Source organism: Shewanella sp. T24-MNA-CIBAN-0130 (assembly GCF_040310185.1).
GTDB classification, from domain to species: Bacteria; Pseudomonadota; Gammaproteobacteria; order Enterobacterales; family Shewanellaceae; genus Shewanella; species Shewanella psychromarinicola.
In genome coordinates this window covers 13,356-31,523 of sequence record NZ_JBEOPP010000032.1, presented here as the reverse complement: position 1 = coordinate 31,523, position 18,168 = coordinate 13,356, and the positions used below count along the sequence as shown (strand labels likewise).

General features: G+C 43.1%; 18 protein-coding genes. 13 read left to right on the top strand and 5 right to left on the bottom strand.

What is annotated here, in order from left to right; all coding sequences use genetic code 11:
• The first annotated feature begins 18 nt into the window (after positions 1-18).
• The 3 genes from feoB to AAEZ02_RS13510 all read left to right on the top strand — a co-directional run bounded on the left by feoB (position 19) and on the right by AAEZ02_RS13510 (position 3,696).
• Entirely contained in the window at positions 19-2,022 is a 2,004-nt protein-coding gene (gene feoB / locus AAEZ02_RS13520; RefSeq protein WP_351123596.1) for a ferrous iron transporter B, read from the top strand.
• A gap of 7 nt (positions 2,023-2,029) precedes the next feature.
• A complete protein-coding gene (locus AAEZ02_RS13515; RefSeq protein ID WP_124011561.1) occupies positions 2,030-2,215 on the top strand; it encodes a hypothetical protein in 186 nt (61 codons plus the stop codon).
• Between the two features lie 503 nt (positions 2,216-2,718).
• Positions 2,719-3,696, top strand: coding sequence for a transposase (locus AAEZ02_RS13510; protein ID WP_351123593.1), 978 nt, complete (start codon positions 2,719-2,721; stop codon positions 3,694-3,696).
• A gap of 187 nt (positions 3,697-3,883) precedes the next feature.
• Here AAEZ02_RS13510 and AAEZ02_RS13505 read toward each other — a convergent pair whose 3' ends face one another.
• Positions 3,884-4,033 carry a hypothetical protein gene (locus tag AAEZ02_RS13505; RefSeq protein WP_351123590.1) on the bottom strand — a complete coding sequence of 50 codons (150 nt, stop codon included), beginning with the start codon at positions 4,031-4,033 and terminating at the stop codon, positions 3,884-3,886.
• A gap of 216 nt (positions 4,034-4,249) precedes the next feature.
• Here AAEZ02_RS13505 and AAEZ02_RS13500 point away from each other — a divergent pair, with 216 nt between their 5' ends.
• The 8 genes from AAEZ02_RS13500 to AAEZ02_RS13465 all read left to right on the top strand — a co-directional run bounded on the left by AAEZ02_RS13500 (position 4,250) and on the right by AAEZ02_RS13465 (position 13,569).
• Positions 4,250-4,504: a GNAT family protein gene (locus AAEZ02_RS13500; RefSeq protein WP_351123587.1), complete on the top strand. Its 255-nt coding sequence runs from the start codon at positions 4,250-4,252 to the stop codon at positions 4,502-4,504.
• A 1,219-nt stretch (positions 4,505-5,723) separates the two neighbouring features.
• Positions 5,724-6,983, top strand: coding sequence for an efflux RND transporter periplasmic adaptor subunit (locus AAEZ02_RS13495; protein ID WP_351088876.1), 1,260 nt, complete (start codon positions 5,724-5,726; stop codon positions 6,981-6,983).
• 80 nt (positions 6,984-7,063) lie between these two features.
• Positions 7,064-7,285 carry a hypothetical protein gene (locus AAEZ02_RS13490; RefSeq protein WP_101032596.1) on the top strand — a complete coding sequence of 74 codons (222 nt, stop codon included), beginning with the start codon at positions 7,064-7,066 and terminating at the stop codon, positions 7,283-7,285.
• A gap of 96 nt (positions 7,286-7,381) precedes the next feature.
• A complete protein-coding gene (locus AAEZ02_RS13485) occupies positions 7,382-8,086 on the top strand; it encodes an ABC transporter ATP-binding protein (protein ID WP_124014018.1) in 705 nt (234 codons plus the stop codon).
• Between the two features lie 11 nt (positions 8,087-8,097).
• Positions 8,098-9,411 (top strand): ABC transporter permease, encoded by a 1,314-nt coding sequence (locus tag AAEZ02_RS13480; protein ID WP_351123584.1) that lies wholly within the window; start codon positions 8,098-8,100, stop codon positions 9,409-9,411.
• A 10-nt stretch (positions 9,412-9,421) separates the two neighbouring features.
• The gene (locus AAEZ02_RS13475) at positions 9,422-10,630 is read left to right on the top strand and encodes an FtsX-like permease family protein (protein ID WP_351123581.1); all 1,209 of its coding nucleotides are present in this window, start codon (positions 9,422-9,424) and stop codon (positions 10,628-10,630) included.
• A 147-nt stretch (positions 10,631-10,777) separates the two neighbouring features.
• The gene (locus AAEZ02_RS13470) at positions 10,778-12,181 is read left to right on the top strand and encodes a sigma-54-dependent transcriptional regulator (RefSeq protein WP_351088838.1); all 1,404 of its coding nucleotides are present in this window, start codon (positions 10,778-10,780) and stop codon (positions 12,179-12,181) included.
• Positions 12,182-12,183: 2 nt separating this feature from the next.
• Positions 12,184-13,569, top strand: a complete 1,386-nt coding sequence (locus AAEZ02_RS13465) for a sensor histidine kinase (RefSeq protein WP_351123625.1) — start codon at positions 12,184-12,186, stop codon at positions 13,567-13,569.
• A 179-nt stretch (positions 13,570-13,748) separates the two neighbouring features.
• On the opposite strand, the gene AAEZ02_RS13460 is transcribed toward AAEZ02_RS13465, so the two are convergent.
• From AAEZ02_RS13460 to bufA2, 3 genes are all read right to left on the bottom strand, one after another.
• Positions 13,749-14,558 carry an HvfC/BufC N-terminal domain-containing protein gene (locus tag AAEZ02_RS13460; RefSeq protein ID WP_124014022.1) on the bottom strand — a complete coding sequence of 270 codons (810 nt, stop codon included), beginning with the start codon at positions 14,556-14,558 and terminating at the stop codon, positions 13,749-13,751.
• Positions 14,559-14,560: 2 nt separating this feature from the next.
• Positions 14,561-15,505: an MNIO family bufferin maturase gene (gene bufB, locus AAEZ02_RS13455; RefSeq protein WP_124014023.1), complete on the bottom strand. Its 945-nt coding sequence runs from the start codon at positions 15,503-15,505 to the stop codon at positions 14,561-14,563.
• 285 nt (positions 15,506-15,790) lie between these two features.
• Entirely contained in the window at positions 15,791-16,249 is a 459-nt protein-coding gene (gene bufA2, locus AAEZ02_RS13450) for a BufA2 family periplasmic bufferin-type metallophore (RefSeq protein ID WP_124014024.1), read from the bottom strand.
• 448 nt (positions 16,250-16,697) lie between these two features.
• On the opposite strand from bufA2, the gene AAEZ02_RS13445 reads away from it, so the two are divergent.
• A complete protein-coding gene (locus tag AAEZ02_RS13445; RefSeq protein WP_351123577.1) occupies positions 16,698-17,081 on the top strand; it encodes an MAPEG family protein in 384 nt (127 codons plus the stop codon).
• A gap of 63 nt (positions 17,082-17,144) precedes the next feature.
• Here the strand turns inward: AAEZ02_RS13445 and AAEZ02_RS13440 are convergent, their stop codons facing one another.
• Entirely contained in the window at positions 17,145-17,390 is a 246-nt protein-coding gene (locus tag AAEZ02_RS13440; RefSeq protein ID WP_124014025.1) for a hypothetical protein, read from the bottom strand.
• A gap of 116 nt (positions 17,391-17,506) precedes the next feature.
• Here AAEZ02_RS13440 and AAEZ02_RS13435 point away from each other — a divergent pair, with 116 nt between their 5' ends.
• Positions 17,507-18,100 (top strand): uracil-DNA glycosylase family protein, encoded by a 594-nt coding sequence (locus AAEZ02_RS13435; RefSeq protein ID WP_502959592.1) that lies wholly within the window; start codon positions 17,507-17,509, stop codon positions 18,098-18,100.
• Positions 18,101-18,168: the final 68 nt, after the last annotated feature.

The window sequence follows — 18,168 nt, the reverse complement described above, 5'->3', positions numbered from 1 at the left end:
TCTAAATTGGAATAAATCGTGAAAATAGCACTAGCAGGCAATCCAAACAGCGGTAAAACCACACTATTTAATGCCATAACTGGAAAAATGGAACATGTAGGCAATTGGGCTGGTGTAACCGTTAGTAAAAAAGAAGGCATAATCAAAGAAGCTTTAACTCAAACTACTAATGCTATTACAGTCGTAGATTTACCTGGTTCTTATTCAATGTCACCATTTTCTTCCGAAGAAACAATCACTCAAAATTTTATAAAGGGCGAAGCCCCAGACGTTATTATAAATGTTGTTGATTCAACAAACCTGAATCGAAGCCTATTCTTTACAACGCAGCTGTTAGATCTTGGCGTTCCGGTTATTGTTGCACTAAATAAATATGATTTAACTCGGGACAAAAAAAATGTGATCAACTTACAGGAGTTAAGTCGGTTGTTGAGGTGCCCTGTAGTTGAGACAATCTCATTACAAAGTGAAGGCAATGGATTGGACACATTAATTGCTAAATCTATAGCGATAAAAGGTCAATCGCAAACAGCCCCATTCAGCCTTCAGAACATTGATTTAAATGATAGAAACTCAGTAGAAGTGGGTAATACGAAACGATTTGAGTTTGTGAAAAATATAGTGAAAGCAGTCGAAACAAGGCAAGTTGAAAGCTCTAAGCAGACGACACAAGATTCAATAGATCGGGTTTTAGCTGATAAATGGATGGGACTTCCGATATTTGCATTGGTTATGTGGAGCATTTTCTCTATTTCTCAAACTCACTTAGGTCCAGTTTTGGCTGATGTTCTAGGTGGATGGATAGATGGTCTGTACTCTCTAGTAGAGCAGTTACTTGGTGATGACGTTTCCCCTTTATTAGGATCATTACTTTTAGATGGTATTATTGGAGGCGTTGGTGCAGTTGTTGGTTTTCTGCCTCTAATAATGGTTCTCTTTTTCTTATTAGCACTGCTTGAAGATAGTGGTTATATGGCTCGAGTAGCTGTTGTAATGGACCGTTTTTTCAAAACAGTAGGCCTGTCTGGTAAGTCCATTATTCCAATGGTTATTGGTACTGGTTGTTCTATTCCTGGAATAATGGCAACCAGGACGATACAAAACGAAAGACAAAGAAGAACGACTGCAATGCTGACTCCCTTTATGCCTTGTGGAGCTAAACTGCCTGTAATAGCTTTGTTTGCGGGAGTATTTTTCAATGACTCTGCATGGGTAGGGACCCTCATGTACTTTGTAGGTATTGCTATCATTATTATCAGTGCATTGATAATAGGAAAAATTACAGGAGAAAAAAATTCACGACCTTTTTTCATATTGGAATTACCCGAATACCGATTTCCCAGCATCAAAAGAGCAACAGAGTCAACTCTTTCACGTGCTAAAGCTTTCATTATTAAAGCCGGTACCATAATCCTTGTATGTAACGCAGCGGTTCAGATTATGCAAACTTTCAATTGGCAGTTCCAAGTTGTTGCTGAAGGTGCTGAGGGCTCAAGTATCTTAGCCGGACTAGCTTCGCCATTTGCTATGATATTAATCCCCCTAGGCTTTGGAGTATGGCAGCTTGCGGCAGCGGCTATCACAGGATTTATCGCCAAAGAAAATGTAGTAGGGACACTTGCAGTTGTATACGGGATTACTAACTTCATTGATACAGAAAAACTTGCGTTAGTTTCTGGAAGCTCCGATGTGGCAGGTATAATGGGGTTAACAACTGTCGCAGCGTTATCCTATCTCATGTTTAACCTTTTTACCCCTCCTTGTTTCGCAGCAATTGGTGCGATGAATGCTGAGTTAGAAGATAAGAAATGGTTGTGGGGAGGCGTTATATTCCAGTTTGGCATGGGTTATTTTGTTGCATTTATAACTTATCAAATCGGCACACTTTTTACTACTGGGTCATTAGGTCAAGGTTTTGTATACGGCCTTCTCACTTGTTTAGGACTTTTAGGGATTTTAATATACCTAATTAGAAAAGGTTGTACGCAAGAAGATCTAAAACTCAACAAGGGTCTTAACTAGGATATATATGACAGATGTAATTGTAGCTTTAACTATTATTATTATTCTCACGTTATCGATTGGCAAAATAGTTAGCGAAAAGCGTAGAGGAAATAAATGTATTGGTTGCCATCTTAGTGGTGAGTGCTCCTCTAAAAAAAATAAAGGCATGAAAATTAGGGGCACAAAGATAAATATCAAAGAATTGAAGTGAAAGCAATTTAGCTTCTGCAGAACCTTTCATGAAAATATAGAATGCTGCTCTATCAAGAAGTGGCATTCTAATTAGCCGCTGAAGAACATAGTGAGATGATGTTGTGGATAGGGACTAAATAGCTTCGCCCGCTCCATCATGTAAGCTTGTTTATCAAAAAACAGAGTGCTCTGCTACCAGGGCAACCGCATGAACGTTTTTCACTCACAAATTGTCCGATAAATATTCAATAATTGTACGGCCGTTAAGCTGAAAACAAACAAGCGCGGATTAATGCAATCGAGTCCACCTTCATCACATAGGTGGATTATTAAGCACTAATGCGGTCGCCCTGGCTCTGCTACAGGGTCATCACAAGTAAGATCAAGCCACCCATGATTATTGGCGAATATTTAAGCATTGGTCTAGTCTTTAGTTAAGACCAAGTCACCCATGATTATTGGCGAATATTTAAGCATTGGTCTAGTCTTTAGTTATCTTTATTTACTTGCAGGTAATGAATGATGGCCAGACCAAGACAAACAATAGTCAGTTTAGATGACACGCCCTATTATCACTGCTGTTCACGTGTTGTTCGTAAAGCATTTCTATGCGGTATTGATAACACGACGGGTGAAAACTTCGAACATCGACGAGAGTGGGTTGATTCACGCATTGTTGAACTTGCCACCATTTTTGCAGTTGATATCTGCGCCTATGCGGTGATGAGTAATCACTTGCATGTTGTGGTTAAGGTTGATGCAGACAAAGCCAAAAACTGGTCAGATAAAGACGTACTTTTTCAATGGCACAAAGGCTTTAAGGGCACATTGTTAACGCAAAAGTTTATCAAAGGTGAAGACCTAAACGAATTTGAGCTTAAAACAGTGAATGATTGTATTACTCAATACCGACAACGCTTGGTCGATATCAGTTGGTTTATGCGTTCCTTGAGTGAGCCGATTGCCAGAATGGCTAATAAAGAAGATAAATGCACTGGCAGGTTCTGGGAGGGACGTTTTAAATCCCAGGCGTTATTAGATGAAGCTGCGGTATTAGCTTGCATGGCCTATGTCGATTTAAACCCTATTCGCGCAAAAATGGCAACAACCCCCGAAACCTCAGATTACACTAGCATTCAACGTCGAATAAACTCAGCGATAAAAGGTGAACAACCAGCAGAGTTACTGCCTTTTGTTGGTAATGAACGTCAAGGAATGCCTAAAGGACTGATGTTCCGTGTAGAAGACTATATTGTACTTGTAGAAGATACCGGCCGTATTATCCGTGAAGACAAGCGGGGTGCTATTAGCTCAAGTAGCCAACATATCCTAAACAGACTCAATATTCCCGCAGAAAACTGGTTAAAAATAACCACCGAATTTGGTCATTTATTCAAAGGTGCGGTCGGTGCGTTACCGGCATTAACTGAATATTGTGAGCATCTAGATAGAAAACGACGACAAGGTGCATCAAACTGCCAGCGTTGGCTGTGCGCTTAACCGTTAATTTATAAAACCTGCCACTTAATTTCTACTTGATTAATATCAGGTTTTTATGTTGTGTTGGATTTATTATATTGACCGCGTCTAAACATTGCGAGCGTATTTTTTTGATGAAATCTATTGTCTTCCCATTTGGCTAGTCATAGAAGGCTATCGTCATCTAGGTTGAAAGAGGTTAAGTTAATTAGCTAGAAAAATGGGTGGCATTGTTGCTTGCATTGTTGCTTACTGTCGCATTTTTTGCAATAAGCAAAAGGCGCAAAACCTGCACCAGCAAGCTGCGGTTTAGGTTGGCGTTATATTTCTTGAGCATGGAGATACCAGATGGGTTCAATGACAAATCCTATGGATGCGTTAACTAGTTTACAAGCTGAGATTTTTAACGGGATTCCATTACGGGTATGTAAGGTACACAAAGAACTACAGATGTTTGTTGACCAGCCAAACGGATGTTATCGTTTGACGTTCGTGAAAGTTGAATCAAATATCATTAAAGCTTTTACAACGTTCGTATTTGAGGATCCTACAAAGGGAGTTCCGCGTTTAAACATTGGATATGCTGTACCCCCCTGAATATAGGAGGCAGAACTTAGCAACTGAAATAGTTCAAAAAAGTATTGATGAGGTTAAGGCCGAATTTCAGCGGAAAGGTATAAGTAGCTTCTACGTTGAAGCCGTTGTTGGTATTGATAATCTAGCATCACAAAAACTAGCGAACAAGTTGTTGTCAGATAAGTTTGAAGAAATTACTGATGACGTTTCAGGTGAAAATGCTTACCATTATTTTTGCTTGGTTCAGTGGTAATAAAAATATAATCGGGTAACCGGAGGTATCTAACCTCCAGCCTCGCACCACCCTACATGCTGCTCCGCACCGGGCGGTTCATTTAGAACGCCTAACCTAAACTTTATGGTTAGGTAATGAACTGCGATCCATCTCTCAGTGAACATAAACCCGCTTTCTTAAGATAGTCATTACTAATGATAATGCGAAACGTATATTTTTGGGCTTAAGATCTAACTGATTAATGTCCATAAACGAGTTAGTAACGCTTGCAAAAGTCTAAATTCAACTCTGAACTTGAGGCCGTTGAAGAAAATAGCGTGAAGCTCACATGGATGTGAGCTTAGCTTTCGCGGTACAGGATGTACCATCGGAAGCGATAGCATTTTCGAATAAGGCCGAAGACGGTTACAGATGAAGTTAAAAGCTGGATAAATCCCCGTGGCGACCTTTTCGCTGTTTGAAAATGTCGCGGGGCGGCTGGGAGTTCCAAGAGGGAACGGCCGTTGGTTTCCTCTTGGTCTGGTGTGGGTGAAGCGCCACGACGTTAGTGGCCGTAGGCCATATCTTAAACCCACTTTTGTCCATAATTTACTTAGAAGTCTTGATTGAAAATGCCTAAATTCAACTCTGGACTTGAGGCCGTTGAAGAAAATGACGTGAGCTGGCCATGGACGGCCAGCTAGCTTTCGAGGGGAAGGGACGCCCCATCGGAAGCGTTAGCATTTTCGAATAAGGCCGAAGACGGCTACAAATACGGTTTAAAGCTGGATCAATTTCCGTCGCAATTTTTTCGCTGCTGTTGTTTGGTTAAACAGCGAAAATGTTGCCGGAACGGCAGGGGTGATCCAAGAGGGGATTGCTGTTGATCCCCTTTTGGCCCGTGCAGGGTGGAACCTTGCGATCTTAAGCGTTAGTGGCCGCAGGCCATATCTTAAACACACTTTTGACCAAAAATGATTTAATCACTATTAAATATATTACCTACAGGCATCAATCGTTTCTGTTCGCGAAGTAGATAGCCCCCTATATCCATAAAACAAAAAGTGTCCGCTCGGACACTTTTCTATTGAACGGACAGTTTTAAAGCTGTCCGCGGACACTTTTATGCTGTTCGGCTATCTTTTTTAATTCTTATCATTATGAAAAATAACAATAAATAACTATTGGCATGGCTTGTGCTTTACCTTGGTATATACGTGAAGTGGTGTGTGTTGTCAGCACCGACTGGGGAACTGAGATGATTAAAGACACAAGTAGCCAAGATACCGTTATCGCGCCGAAGTTAGGCAATAAGTTGCGCTTACCCTTGATAATAGGCTGCGGTGCTATTTTGATGAGTGCATTGGTGTGGGCAAGTTTAGGCCATGACAGCTCAGTGCGTTCAGTTGATGGTGCTGACTTACGCTTAGCAACGCTAACCCGTGGCACCTTGGTTCGTGATATCGCCACCACAGGTAAAATTGTGGCGGCTAACGCGCCGATTTTATACAGCACTGAAGAAGGTGTGGTGACGTTACTCAGTCTGCCCGGCGATGAAGTTGAGCAGGGACAAGTGGTGGCCAAGATTGAAAGCCCGCGTTTGCAAAGTGAGCTGCAACAGCAGCAGTCATTACTTGAAGGTATGCAAGGTAATTTAGAGCGGTCTAAGTTGGATGCTCGCCGTGAGCAGCTTAGGGTGAGCCAGATATTAGACATGGCGAAAGTGGATTTAGAAGCCGCTGATCGCGAAAGCCGTCGTGGCGATCAATTGATAGAGTCGAGTTTGATCAGCAAAATCGATTTTGAAAAAAGCAAAGATGACTTACACAAAGCAAAATTACTGCATAAGCACGCCCAGCAAGAAGTCGAGTTGATGCGCGACACCCTCAGTTTTGAAATTAAAAACCGTACCCTTGAAGTACAACGCCAAGCACTGGTAGTGAGTGAGTTAACCCGCCAAGCCAATGCCCTCAATATTATTGCGCCTGTTAGCGGCATTATTGGTAATTGGCTGGTGGAGCAAAAGGCCCGTATTGGCGCGAGCCAGCCGATGTTAACCGTAGTCGATTTAACGGCCTTTGAAGCAGAACTGGCTGTGCCAGAGTCTTATGCTGATGAGTTGGGACTGGGTATGGATGTTGAGCTGAGCTTTGGCAACGTCAATGTGGTAGGGCAATTGTCGTCAATATCACCTGAAGTACGCAACCGTGAAGTGACTGCCAGAGTGCGTTTTGCCGACAGTAACACCTTATCTTTGCGCCAAAACCAACGTTTATCTGCCCGAGTATTACTGGAAAATCGCCCCAATGTGTTGATGGTAAAGCGCGGTGATTTTCTCAATCTTGGCGGTGAAATGGCCTACCAAGTGAGTGAGTCTGTTGCCCGCCATAAAACGGTCAAGCTTGGCGCACGCAGTATGAGCCAAGTTGAAGTGCTTGAAGGGGGTGAAGAAGGTGAGGTGTGGGTGATATCGGGCACCGAAACCTTTAAACATGAACCCAAGATTCAGATCCGATAACTAATTTGATAAACAGGTCGAGAACTTAAGCTGACAGCGTAAGTCGATAACTACAAATACTAATCGAGTAAGGATATCCCATGACATTCACTCAACGTAGACAATTTATTGCGTTAGCCGCGCTGGTTCTTTTGGCCATAGCCGTTATTTATCGTATTGATAATCATACTGACTGGTTATCTGTCAGTTTGCAGTTAATTGATATGAGCAGCCAGGTATCGACTCGTCTGTGGGATAACAACCCTATAGTCAGTTTACATATTGATATCAGCTCAATTGCACACATTAAGCTACAGTTTTAGCCCTTTTATTAACATAACAGCATTTGGTTTAGCAGCACTTGCATTAGCAGCCATAGCCGCTGGGATGTTACCCCAAATTCACCAAGGAAAGTCACTATGTTATCCATGAAAAACATCAGCAAAGTGTTCAAAACTGATTTAGTTGAAACCCATGCCCTGCGCGATTTTAATCTTGAAGTTAACGAAGGCGAGTTTGTCGCGGTTACCGGTCCGTCTGGTTCGGGTAAAACCACCTTTTTGAATATTGCTGGTCTGCTAGAAGGGTTTACTGCTGGCGAGTATCGTCTTGATGGCGTTAATGTGTCTAATTTAAGCGATAACAAAAGTGCCAAAGTGCGCAATGAAAAAATCGGCTTTATTTTTCAAGGTTTTAATTTAATCACCGATCTTAATTTAGCCGAAAACGTCGAAGTACCATTACGTTATCGCGGTATGAATGCCAGCGAGCGTAAGCGCCGAGTTGAATCGGCTCTTGAACAAGTGGGCTTAGGTGCGCGGATGAAGCATTTGCCGACCCAATTGTCTGGCGGGCAACAACAGCGCGTCGCGATAGCGCGTGCATTAGCGGGGGAGCCACGGTTTTTACTCGCCGACGAACCCACAGGGAACCTAGACAGCTTAATGGCACGCCAAGTGATGGAATTACTGGAAAATATCAATCAAAACGGTACCACCATTATCATGGTGACCCATGACCCAGAATTGGCCCGCCGCGCTCAGCGCAATATTCAGATTGTTGATGGTCAAGTATGTGATTTTTCGATGTATCAACACGCTGCCACCGGCACTCGTAACCGCTAAGGGGAATACTGATGTTTTTTTATTATTGCGATTTAGCGTGGCGAAGCATTAGACAAACGCCCATGTTATCAATGTTAATGGTGTTAGCGATTTCGATTGGTATCGGCATTACCATCACCACGCTCAATGTCTACAAAACCATGTCTTATAATCCGGCGGGCGATCGCAGTGAGGTGATTAACTCGGTGCAGTTATGGAGCCAAGGGTTGGATACGTGGGATGAGTTAATGGCAAATATCACTTATACCGATGCGATTAATTTACGTAATAACAATGAATTAAGCCTTAAGGCAGCGACTTACCGTACTGGCTTAGCCCTGCAGTCTGACAACCCAAAAATTGAGCCAGTGTTGAACGGTGTTCGAGTGACCGATAGGGACTTTTTCCGAATTTTTTCGGTGCCATTTTTATATGGTAGTTACTGGGATGCTAGCGTCGATTTACGCCCCGCTTATCAAGTGGTGATTAGTCAAAAATTAAACTTACGCTTTTTTGAAGGTAAAAACAGTGTGGGTAAAACGGTATTTTTAAACCGTAAACCTTACCAAATCGTCGGGGTGATTGATGACTGGAATCCACAGCCCAAATACTACGATCCTCTCAATGGCGCATTTAATGACGCGGAAGAAATATTTATTCCTTTCTCGTTAACTGGCCAAGAAGAATTTGATGTGTGGGGCAATACCATGGGTTGGAAATTTGAACCTATGCTGACTTACAAGGATCGATTAGTGTCTGAAAAAGTGTGGATTCAATTTTGGACCGAGCTGGCCACCGACGAGAAAAAGCAAAGCTATCTCGGCTGGTTAACGCGTTATGTCGAGCAGCAACGAGCCATTGGCCGCTTTACTGACACCGCTAAAACCCCCGCAGAATCTGTGCAAATCAGTGATATCGACAAATGGCTTGAAGACAATAATGTGGTACCTAAAGATAACAAAATATTAGTCGGATTAAGCTTACTGTTTTTAAGTGTGTGCTTGGTGAATATCCTCGGGTTATTACTGACCAAATTTTTAAAGCGTGCGCCAGAAGTTGGCGTTCGCCGTGCCATTGGCGCCAGTCGTGGACAGATTTTTAGTCAGTACATGGTCGAAGTGGGCATGATTGGCTTTATCGGTGGCGTGGTCGGGTTGTTGTGGGCGTGGGGCTCGTTGACGGCGTTGCACAGCTATTTTGACATGGACCAAAGTGTGACAGGACTTGATGTCAGTATGTGGTTTATCACCCCGTTAATAGCGATTTCTACCGCGGTTTTGGCTGGTATTTACCCTGCGTGGGTGGTGTGCCGCACTAAACCCAGTGTGTATTTAAAAGCCCAATAAGGACATCATCATGTTATATATTAAACCGATTTTATCCAGTTTAATGCGCAGTAAAAGTGCACCTATTTTATTGTTATTACAGATTATTCTCTCTGTTGCGATTGTGGCCAATGCCAGCTTTATAATTAACGAGCGTTTGTCGTTAATGCAGCGTGAGTCTGGTTATGCTGAAGATCAAATACTCACATTTAGTGTGTATAACTTTGACCCCGCCATCGATAATGCGAAGCAAAATCAGGTTGATCAACTCATTTTGCGTTCATTACCGAACGTCATCGATGCCAGTTCCAGCAATATGTTGCCTTTAAGCGACAGTGGCTGGATGGACCGTTATGTTGATGGCCCTAATCCAGATACGGCTAAAAGTACCCCTGGATTTGCTTTTTACTTGGGCAATGAACATTTATTGGATGTGATGGGGGCTAAGTTAATTGCCGGGCGTAATTTTACTGCCGACGAAATCAATAGCAACTTAGATGACAGTGGCATGCTGGCGTTAGTGTCACAGCCCTTAGCCAAAGCCTTTTGGGGCGATGAGTCACCGCTGGGTAAAACCCTATATCAAGGTGAGCAAGCTGTGACGATTATTGGCGTGGTGGATAAGTTGCAAGGTGCTTGGGTTGACCATGAAAACTTTGAATATAGCGTGATCCAAAATATCGACTTTGGTGGCAATGGTAGCAACAAGTCTTACATGGTGCGAGCGTTACCTGAGCATATTCCCGCGTTAGAAGAAGCGATCCGCAAAGCATTGCATGCTGAAAACCCCAATCGCGTGTTTGATAACTTTCAAACGCTGTCAGAGATAAGATCCATTACCTACGGTAATCACCGACTAATGGCGACGGTACTGAGTATTATGGTGGTGTTACTGCTACTTATTACTGCGCTAGGATTAACGGGCATGGTGATGTTTAATATTCAACGTCGCACTAAACAAATCGGTACTCGTCGTGCACTAGGCGCTAATAAGCGTGACATCATTGAATACTTTATGATCGAAAACTATTTAATTTGTATTGTTGGCGGGGTGATAGGCGGCCTGTTGTCGCTCGTGCTGGGTCAGCAATTGATGAAGCTGTACAGCTTACCTATGGTGCCGATAATGTATCCTATCGTATCGGTCATGGGTTTGTTAATGGTTACCACGCTGGCGGTCATCGTGCCCGCCACCAAAGCCGCCAATATTTCACCGGCTATGGCGACCCGCAGTGTGTAAAGAGATTAACATGGCGATATTTTTCATTTAAATTATTTACGATAGCGTGACGATTTGTTATTACGTCATGCTAATGTTGTTTAAACATACTGCCGTTTAAACATACTGTTGTTTAGAGATAACCTAATTGGACGCAAGCATACTGCAATGGACACTATTTTAATTGTTGATGACAATCACCCAATTTGCCAAGCACTTGCGCTAATGATTGAGCTGCATGGCTACCAAGCTGTTTTTTGTCACACACCAGAAGCGGCCATTGAAATTGTCACCAAGCAAGAGATCAGCTTGGCTATTCAAGACATGAATTTTAGCCGCGACACCACCTCGGGTGAAGAGGGCAAACAGCTGTTTTATGCTTTGCGTCAGTTGCAGCCTAATTTACCGATTATTTTAATGACCGCCTGGACTCAATTAGAAACCGCTGTCGAGTTAGTCAAAGCGGGTGCGGCCGATTACATGGGTAAACCGTGGGATGACGCTAAGCTTTTAAATAGCATTAGTAACTTATTATCTATTTATCGATTGTCACAGCAAAATAGCCAACTAAGTCGAATTCACAGCGATCGGATGTCGGCCATTAATGGTGCCGACTTATGTGGCTTGATTTTTGGTAGTGGTGCAATGCAGCGTTGTGTTGACTTGGCGTTGCAAGTTGCCCGCTCCGATGTATCCGTGATGATCACCGGCCCTAATGGTGCCGGAAAAGACAAAATAGCCGATATTTTACAGGCCAACTCGCCATTAAAAGACCAGCCGTTTATTAAGGTTAACATTGGCGCATTACCAATGGATTTATTAGAGGCCGAACTGTTTGGCGCAGAAGCCGGTGCGTTTACGGGCGCTAATAAAACCCGCATGGGGCGTTTTGAAGCCGCTGACGGCGGTACGTTATTTTTAGATGAAATTGGCAACTTGCCTTTGTCTGGTCAAGTTAAGTTATTGCGGGTGCTGCAAACCGGTGAGTTTGAACGTTTAGGCAGTCACCAAACCCGCAAAGTGAATGTGCGGGTGATTAGTGCTACCAATGCCGATTTGGCCGATGACATTGCCCATGGCCGCTTTCGTGAAGATTTATTTTACCGCTTAAATGTGATTGAACTGAGTGTGCCGCCATTGCATCAACGCCAAGATGATATTTTACCGCTAGTGAAACACTTTATTGGTGCTAATTTTAGCCTTGATAAGTCGACCCAGCAGGCGTTAATTAATCATAGTTGGTCGGGTAATGTGCGCGAATTAGAAAATGCCTGCAAAAGGGCGGCGCTATTAGCCAAGTCACCACAATTAACGATTGATGACTTTGGCTTGATGGCGATAGCTAATGGCGGCGCGGCTACCCAGCATGCGCTTGTCGTTGAACATCATTTTGGCCAACGAGAGCAGGGTATGGATGATACTCAGTCGATTTGCGAACCAGATAAGCAACAGATAGAAGATGCCTTAGTGCAATATAATGGCGTTATCGCCAGAGTGGCAAAATCCTTTGGCTTAAGTAGGCAAGCCTTGTATCGCCGGATGGAGAAATACGGCCTTAGGGTGACTAAATAATGATGTTATCGTTACGCACTAAATTGCTGCTCAGTAACATGTTGAGCTGCCTTTTGGGTTCAGTGTCAGGGGCTTTAGTGTGGCTTACATTGGGTGACGACACCTTATGGCTGGCTATTATTGTGATGCTGGCCGTGTGTTATTTTTGCAGCATGTGGCTTACCCGCAGATTGAGTGACAGTCTACGAGCATTAGAAATCGGTCTACTTAACTTTAAAGATAATGACTTTAGTGTGTCGCTGCATCCTTACGGCGAGCCACAGTTAGATGCGTTAGTGAGCTTATATAACCAAGCGTCGGCAAAATTGCGCAGCGAGCGACAGTTTATTTATCAGCGTGAGTTAATGCTCGATAAGGTGATTCAAAACTCGCCTAATGTCATGCTGTTAATTGATGATAATCAACGGGTTATTTATGCGAATGGCGCCGCGAGGCATTTGTTTAATCAGGGTGTCAAAGTAGAAGGCATGTTGTTACCAGAACTTGTCGTTACGTTACCCGATGCGCTTAAAACGGCGTTAAACAGTGAACAAGAAGGCTTGTTTTCGATGGGCAGCAGCGATAGCACTTCGGATGATGTTGATAATAACGCTGGTAGTAACGCTGGTAGTAACGCTGATAATAACGCTGATAGTAGCGATGTTGAAACCTGGCATATTTCTCGTGGGCGTTTTACCCAAAACAATCAGCAGCACCATTTAATTCTACTTAAACAGCTGACTAAAGAGCTTAATCGTCAAGAAGTGGCTGTGTGGAAAAAGGTCATTCGAATTATCAGCCATGAGCTCAATAATTCGGTCGCGCCCATTGCCTCCATGGTCAATTCGGGTAAGTTTTTAACCCAACATTTAGATAATGATAAGCTGCAATTAATTTTTGATACTATTGAAAATCGCACCACTCATTTAAGTCAATTTATTTCCCATTATGCCCAGTTTTCCAAACTGCCACTGCCACAAAAAGAGCTGATTGATTGGACTAAGATGACCCAGCAGCTGGCGCAGCAATATCCGTTTCGTCTGTTATCAGCCTTACCGCAAACCGCGATTAAGCTCGATGCAGTGCAATTAGAACAAGTACTGATTAATTTACTTAAAAATGCCCATGAGTCCGGCTCTAGTGCCGATAATGTGGCGCTGAGCTTTGACGAAACGATTCATCCGCTTGCGGGTTTATTGATAAAAGTGGATGATCAAGGCAGCGGGATGTCGAGCGAAGTATTATCGCAGGCGTTATTGCCTTTTTATTCGACCAAACAGTCTGGCACTGGCATTGGCTTGCCATTATGCCGCGAAATTATTGAGGCCCACGGCGGACGGATTAGCATGCAAAACCGCCCACAAGGCGGCTTAAGCGTCAAAGTCTGGTTACCTGCTCAACAAAGCTGACACGTCATTAGCGACTCACTATTGGTTCACTCACTATTGGTTCACTCACTATTGGTTCACTGTTAGCTCATCACTATTGGTTCACTGTTAGCTCATCACTATTGGTTCACTGTTAGCTCATCACTATTGGTTCACTATTAGCCCATCACTTCTAACGAATCAACTTTAACAATTCACTATTAGCGACTCACTACCGCTCGAATTAACCCTTGTTGAAACCAAGCTTGTAAGGTTTGTAATACCATCAGTGGCGCTGACTGCTCGTCATGCCATTCAAGCATGTGTTCACACTGGTTGGCAAAGTTGTTTCCCTGAATAAAACCGAGCAATAATCCATGTTGTTCAGCAGACAATGACACAAACTCGGTTAAGCGAGATCCACCGCGCCATAGTAACCACGCGCGAGGTGACAAATAGTCTGGCGCAGGTGGCGGGGTGTCTATTTTTAAGGCTTGCCAAGCTTCAACGGCATTACTATGACAAGTAAACACTTGCACGCTGGGATGAAAACGTAAACAGCAATTAGGCCATTGTTGTGGCGGTAATGCTTGTAAGTCATTAAAGCTAGCGCGTGGGCTATCGGCTGCGTCAAACGCATTAAGCAACCGGCGTTCAAATCGGGCTAAATCAGCAATGATTGGGTGCTGTTTAAAAAAATCATCTTGTTGTAAAAAATCGGGCAGTGCATCGCAAAATTGGCGCAATGACTTATTACTCGAAGGATAAGCGCGGGTATAATCTGCGGCCATTTTGTCGAACAAATCATCGCCTAAATACAGCCCGAGGATCTGATGATCGGTTTCGATGGTTTCTTTTAAACGGATGCGATAAGCGTTGGCATAAATGGCTAGACGGATCTCGGCACTGATCCCGGCTTGATCAGACACATTTTTTTGCATCACCGACTGAATTTGGCCATGGTTATCATTTGCTTTATCAGAAAGTAAAAATTGCATAAATTGCTGTTGTATTTCAGCTAAACGGCTCATGTCTATCCCCTGATTTTTTGCGGTGAATCATGATGGGGGCTTGCTGAGGCGAGCTTGCTCGTCTCGCTAAGTGTGCGAGTACCAAAGTGTGAGCGGGCTAATGCTGGGTGGTCCGGTAAGGTTAACTGAGCAATATTCTTAGCTTCAAGTAATTCATTATATAACGCGGGAAATTGTGGAATATTAGCATCGCGCTCAATCATGGTGCTGACGGCACCAAAGCGTTCAAGTGCGGCTTGGTATAGGGTCCACACTGACGGCGTAATATCGTGGTCATGAGTATCAATGACGTAATCACCATAATCACTGTGACCCGCTAAATGGAATTGCTGTACTCGACGTGGGTCGATTTTGTTAAGATAATCGAGCGGATTAAAATGATGATTGCGGGCGCTGACATAAATATTATTGATGTCGAGTAAAATCAGGCAATCTGCCGCTTCAGCCACTTGGCTTAAAAAGTCCCATTCATCCATGGTCGAGTCTTGGTAAGACAAATAACTCGACACGTTTTCCAGTAAAATACGACGACCTAGAACATCTTGTACTTGCCTAACTCGCTGTGCCACATGGTTAACGGTTTCTTCGGTATAAGGTAAGGGCAGTAAATCGTGACTGTTGACACCGTGGAGTGATGTCCAGCAAATGTGATCGGATATCCATTTAGGCTGAATGTCGTTACTGAGCTTTTTTAGTGCTTTAAGATAATCCATATCTAAAGGATCGGTACTGCCTATCGACATCGATACGCCATGCATCACCACCGGATACTGTTCGGCAATCGCTTCAAGATAATAACGGGGTTTACCACCGGCCACTAAGTAGTTTTCAGACAGGACTTCAAACCAGTCAATGTCTGGTTGGTGTTGTAAAATATATTCGAAGTGGTCAGTACGCAAACCTAAGCCAAATCCAAGAAAGTCTTCTGTAATACGCGTATCTGGCATGGGGTATCCTATTTCTGCGGACCTAGTAACGGACCTAGTTACTTGCTTAATTATTTGCTTAATTATTTGCTTAATTATTTGCTTAATTATTTGCTTAGTTATTTGCTTAGTTATTTGCTTAGTTATTTGCTTAGTTACTGGCATTCGCGCTGCAAAGATGTGCTCGCGCTAAGATCAAAATACGTTAATGGCACTAAGGTATAAATAAGTTTATGACGCGGTAATATAAATAATTTGATGACTCTGAATAGAGATTAGAGACAGAGTCATTAAATTTAAGCTGAATTAGCTGGTTTTGCCACCAATGTCAGCACATGATTTTGCTGTGGTGTTAACAAAACCAGAGCCTTTACAGCTTGCCATTCCACCACAAGCGTTATCTGCGCCTTTACAGTCGTTATGACCTTTACATACGTTAACGCCATAGCAATGGACTAAATCTGCTTTGGTCACTTTGCCAACCCAGTCATCTTTTTGAGTGCCGCCAACATCAGCGCAGGCTTTTGATGGCATACCAACAAACCCGCTACCTTTACAGCTTGCTTTACCGTTACAGGCATTGTCTGCGGTTTTACAATCGTTATGGCCTTTGCAGGCGTTAACGCCGTAACAATGGACTAAATCGGTTTGACCCGCAGCCATAGGTGCAGAGCTTGTTTCAGCAGCCATAGCCTGACCTGACAAGCTTGCCATTGCGAGTGCTAATGCTGCGCCAGTTAAGCTGCTTTGTGCTTTAATATTCATGATGTGTTCCTTGCATTGGTGGTTATTATATTTACTGCTATTCATGTTTACCCATGACAAGGTTGATGGATACTATCGTGGATGACCCCCATCATTCTCGTTAGGCGTTATTAGTATTGACCGTGGTGCGATCAAAAATCTTTCAACGTAAAGTGTAGACTAGTGACTGAAATGTTGTAGATGTGTTAACTTGTGATTGATTTGTAAAGAGAAAGAAAGTTTACGATTTACTGGATACTATTTGCTCAATAAATGCTTAAGCATGATATGACTTGGCTTATTATTGATGCGGTGTTGAGCGGCGAATGTGATCACATTGTATTGATCACGCTGTATTGCCCACATTGTGATCAATACAATGTCGACAGCCAACAGGAGCGGGTTCAATCGGAGTTAAAAAACACATAGCAAACACATAATAAAAAATTGATAACTAAGGACAGATTATATGCAGACGATACTTATTTGTTTATTAATAGCCGTTTTATTGCCTTATGCCGCAAAAGTACCGTTAGCAATGGCAATGACTAAATTGGGCCGATATGACAATAACCATCCGCGGGAGCAGCAAGCTCAATTAACCGGTTTCGGTGCTAGAGCATTAGCGGGGCATCAAAATGCATTTGAATCGCTGATCATTTTTGGTATTGCAGTATTAACTGCGTTAGTCACCAATAATGTTACCGATTTGGTCGCGCTTTTAGCGATTGTGCATGTGGTGGCGCGGTTGGTTTACCATGTTCTGTATTTATTGAACTTCGGTACATTACGCTCGTTGACTTGGTTTGTAGGCATAGGTGCATCGATAGGGATATTGTGCCAAGGGTTTTAAGATCGATTAGCGCAACTAAAAAAACGCCTTAACGGCGTTTTTTTATCGGGTTAGTTGATACTATTAATCTAGACTAGCAACGCGTTCGTAGCCCATTTCAGTTAATTGGTCATTCACGCAATCAAGCAAAAATGTCGCGACTTCGTTTTCTGGGAGTTGATCTTCAAGTGCAATTTGCTGGCAGGCCCCTTTTAAAGACAACACATCTTCCATTGGCGCTTGGGGAAGGGCGGCAGCGTTAAAACTTATTGCTGTACTGCTTATTAACATTGCGACTAAAGTGATATGGGTGAGACGTGATGATTGCATGGTTGTTCCTTCTTGGGAGAACTTTGTTATTAGACCAATATTACTGCCTCTTAGTTCCGGTGGATATAACAATTTACGGGCTTTTTATGATTTTATATGCAAACAGTAGGGTAGTAGTGGACATGGCTCCGTTACTGACTCAAGTCAAAAATTGTCAGCTTTGTGCATCAAGTTTAGTCGATGGCGTGCGCCCCGTGGTGCAAATTGATCCGCAAGCAAAAGTACTGATCATTGGTCAAGCCCCTGGACGTAAAGTGCATCAGTCAGGTATTTTGTTTAATGATGCCAGTGGCGACCGATTACGACAATGGTTAGGTGTAACGACAGAGGTTTTCTACGATGCCAAGCAAATCGCCATTATGCCGATGGGCTTTTGTTTCCCCGGCAGTTATGCCGGCTCTGGTAAGGGCAAGTCTGGCGACTTACCTCCTAGGCCAGAATGTGCACCAAAATGGCACGGTTTATTGCTGCGGCACTTAGTCAACGTGCAGTTGATATTGCTGGTGGGGCAATATGCACAGCAGTATTATTTAACCCATAAACCGAAAAAATTAACCGAAACTGTTCAGCAATGGCGCACGTTTGGACCTCGTTATATTCCCTTACCGCATCCTAGTCCGCGTAATAATATTTGGCTTAGCCGTAATCCATGGTTTGAGGCTGAATTACTCACCGATATTCGTCAGCGCGTCGCCATGGCGTTAGCGTAACGATAGCGAAACGATATTATGAATTACTGTTTCTAATGATTGTTTCTAATGATTGTTTCTAATTATTG

Excerpts from the sequence above, each read along its gene's own strand:
- AAEZ02_RS13490 (WP_101032596.1), top strand. The coding sequence starts at position 7,064 with ATGACATTCACTCAACGTAGACAATTTATTGCGTTAGCCGCGCTGGTT.
- AAEZ02_RS13515 (WP_124011561.1), top strand. The coding sequence starts at position 2,030 with ATGACAGATGTAATTGTAGCTTTAACTATTATTATTATTCTCACGTTA.
- AAEZ02_RS13495 (WP_351088876.1), top strand. The coding sequence starts at position 5,724 with ATGATTAAAGACACAAGTAGCCAAGATACCGTTATCGCGCCGAAGTTA.
- AAEZ02_RS13440 (WP_124014025.1), bottom strand. The coding sequence starts at position 17,390 with ATGCAATCATCACGTCTCACCCATATCACTTTAGTCGCAATGTTAATA.
- bufA2 (WP_124014024.1), bottom strand. The coding sequence starts at position 16,249 with ATGAATATTAAAGCACAAAGCAGCTTAACTGGCGCAGCATTAGCACTC.
- AAEZ02_RS13480 (WP_351123584.1), top strand. The coding sequence starts at position 8,098 with ATGTTTTTTTATTATTGCGATTTAGCGTGGCGAAGCATTAGACAAACG.
- bufB (WP_124014023.1), bottom strand. The coding sequence starts at position 15,505 with ATGCCAGATACGCGTATTACAGAAGACTTTCTTGGATTTGGCTTAGGT.
- AAEZ02_RS13510 (WP_351123593.1), top strand. The coding sequence starts at position 2,719 with ATGGCCAGACCAAGACAAACAATAGTCAGTTTAGATGACACGCCCTAT.
- AAEZ02_RS13475 (WP_351123581.1), top strand. The coding sequence starts at position 9,422 with ATGTTATATATTAAACCGATTTTATCCAGTTTAATGCGCAGTAAAAGT.
- AAEZ02_RS13485 (WP_124014018.1), top strand. The coding sequence starts at position 7,382 with ATGTTATCCATGAAAAACATCAGCAAAGTGTTCAAAACTGATTTAGTT.
- AAEZ02_RS13445 (WP_351123577.1), top strand. The coding sequence starts at position 16,698 with ATGCAGACGATACTTATTTGTTTATTAATAGCCGTTTTATTGCCTTAT.
- AAEZ02_RS13470 (WP_351088838.1), top strand. The coding sequence starts at position 10,778 with ATGGACACTATTTTAATTGTTGATGACAATCACCCAATTTGCCAAGCA.
- AAEZ02_RS13465 (WP_351123625.1), top strand. The coding sequence starts at position 12,184 with ATGTTATCGTTACGCACTAAATTGCTGCTCAGTAACATGTTGAGCTGC.
- AAEZ02_RS13460 (WP_124014022.1), bottom strand. The coding sequence starts at position 14,558 with ATGAGCCGTTTAGCTGAAATACAACAGCAATTTATGCAATTTTTACTT.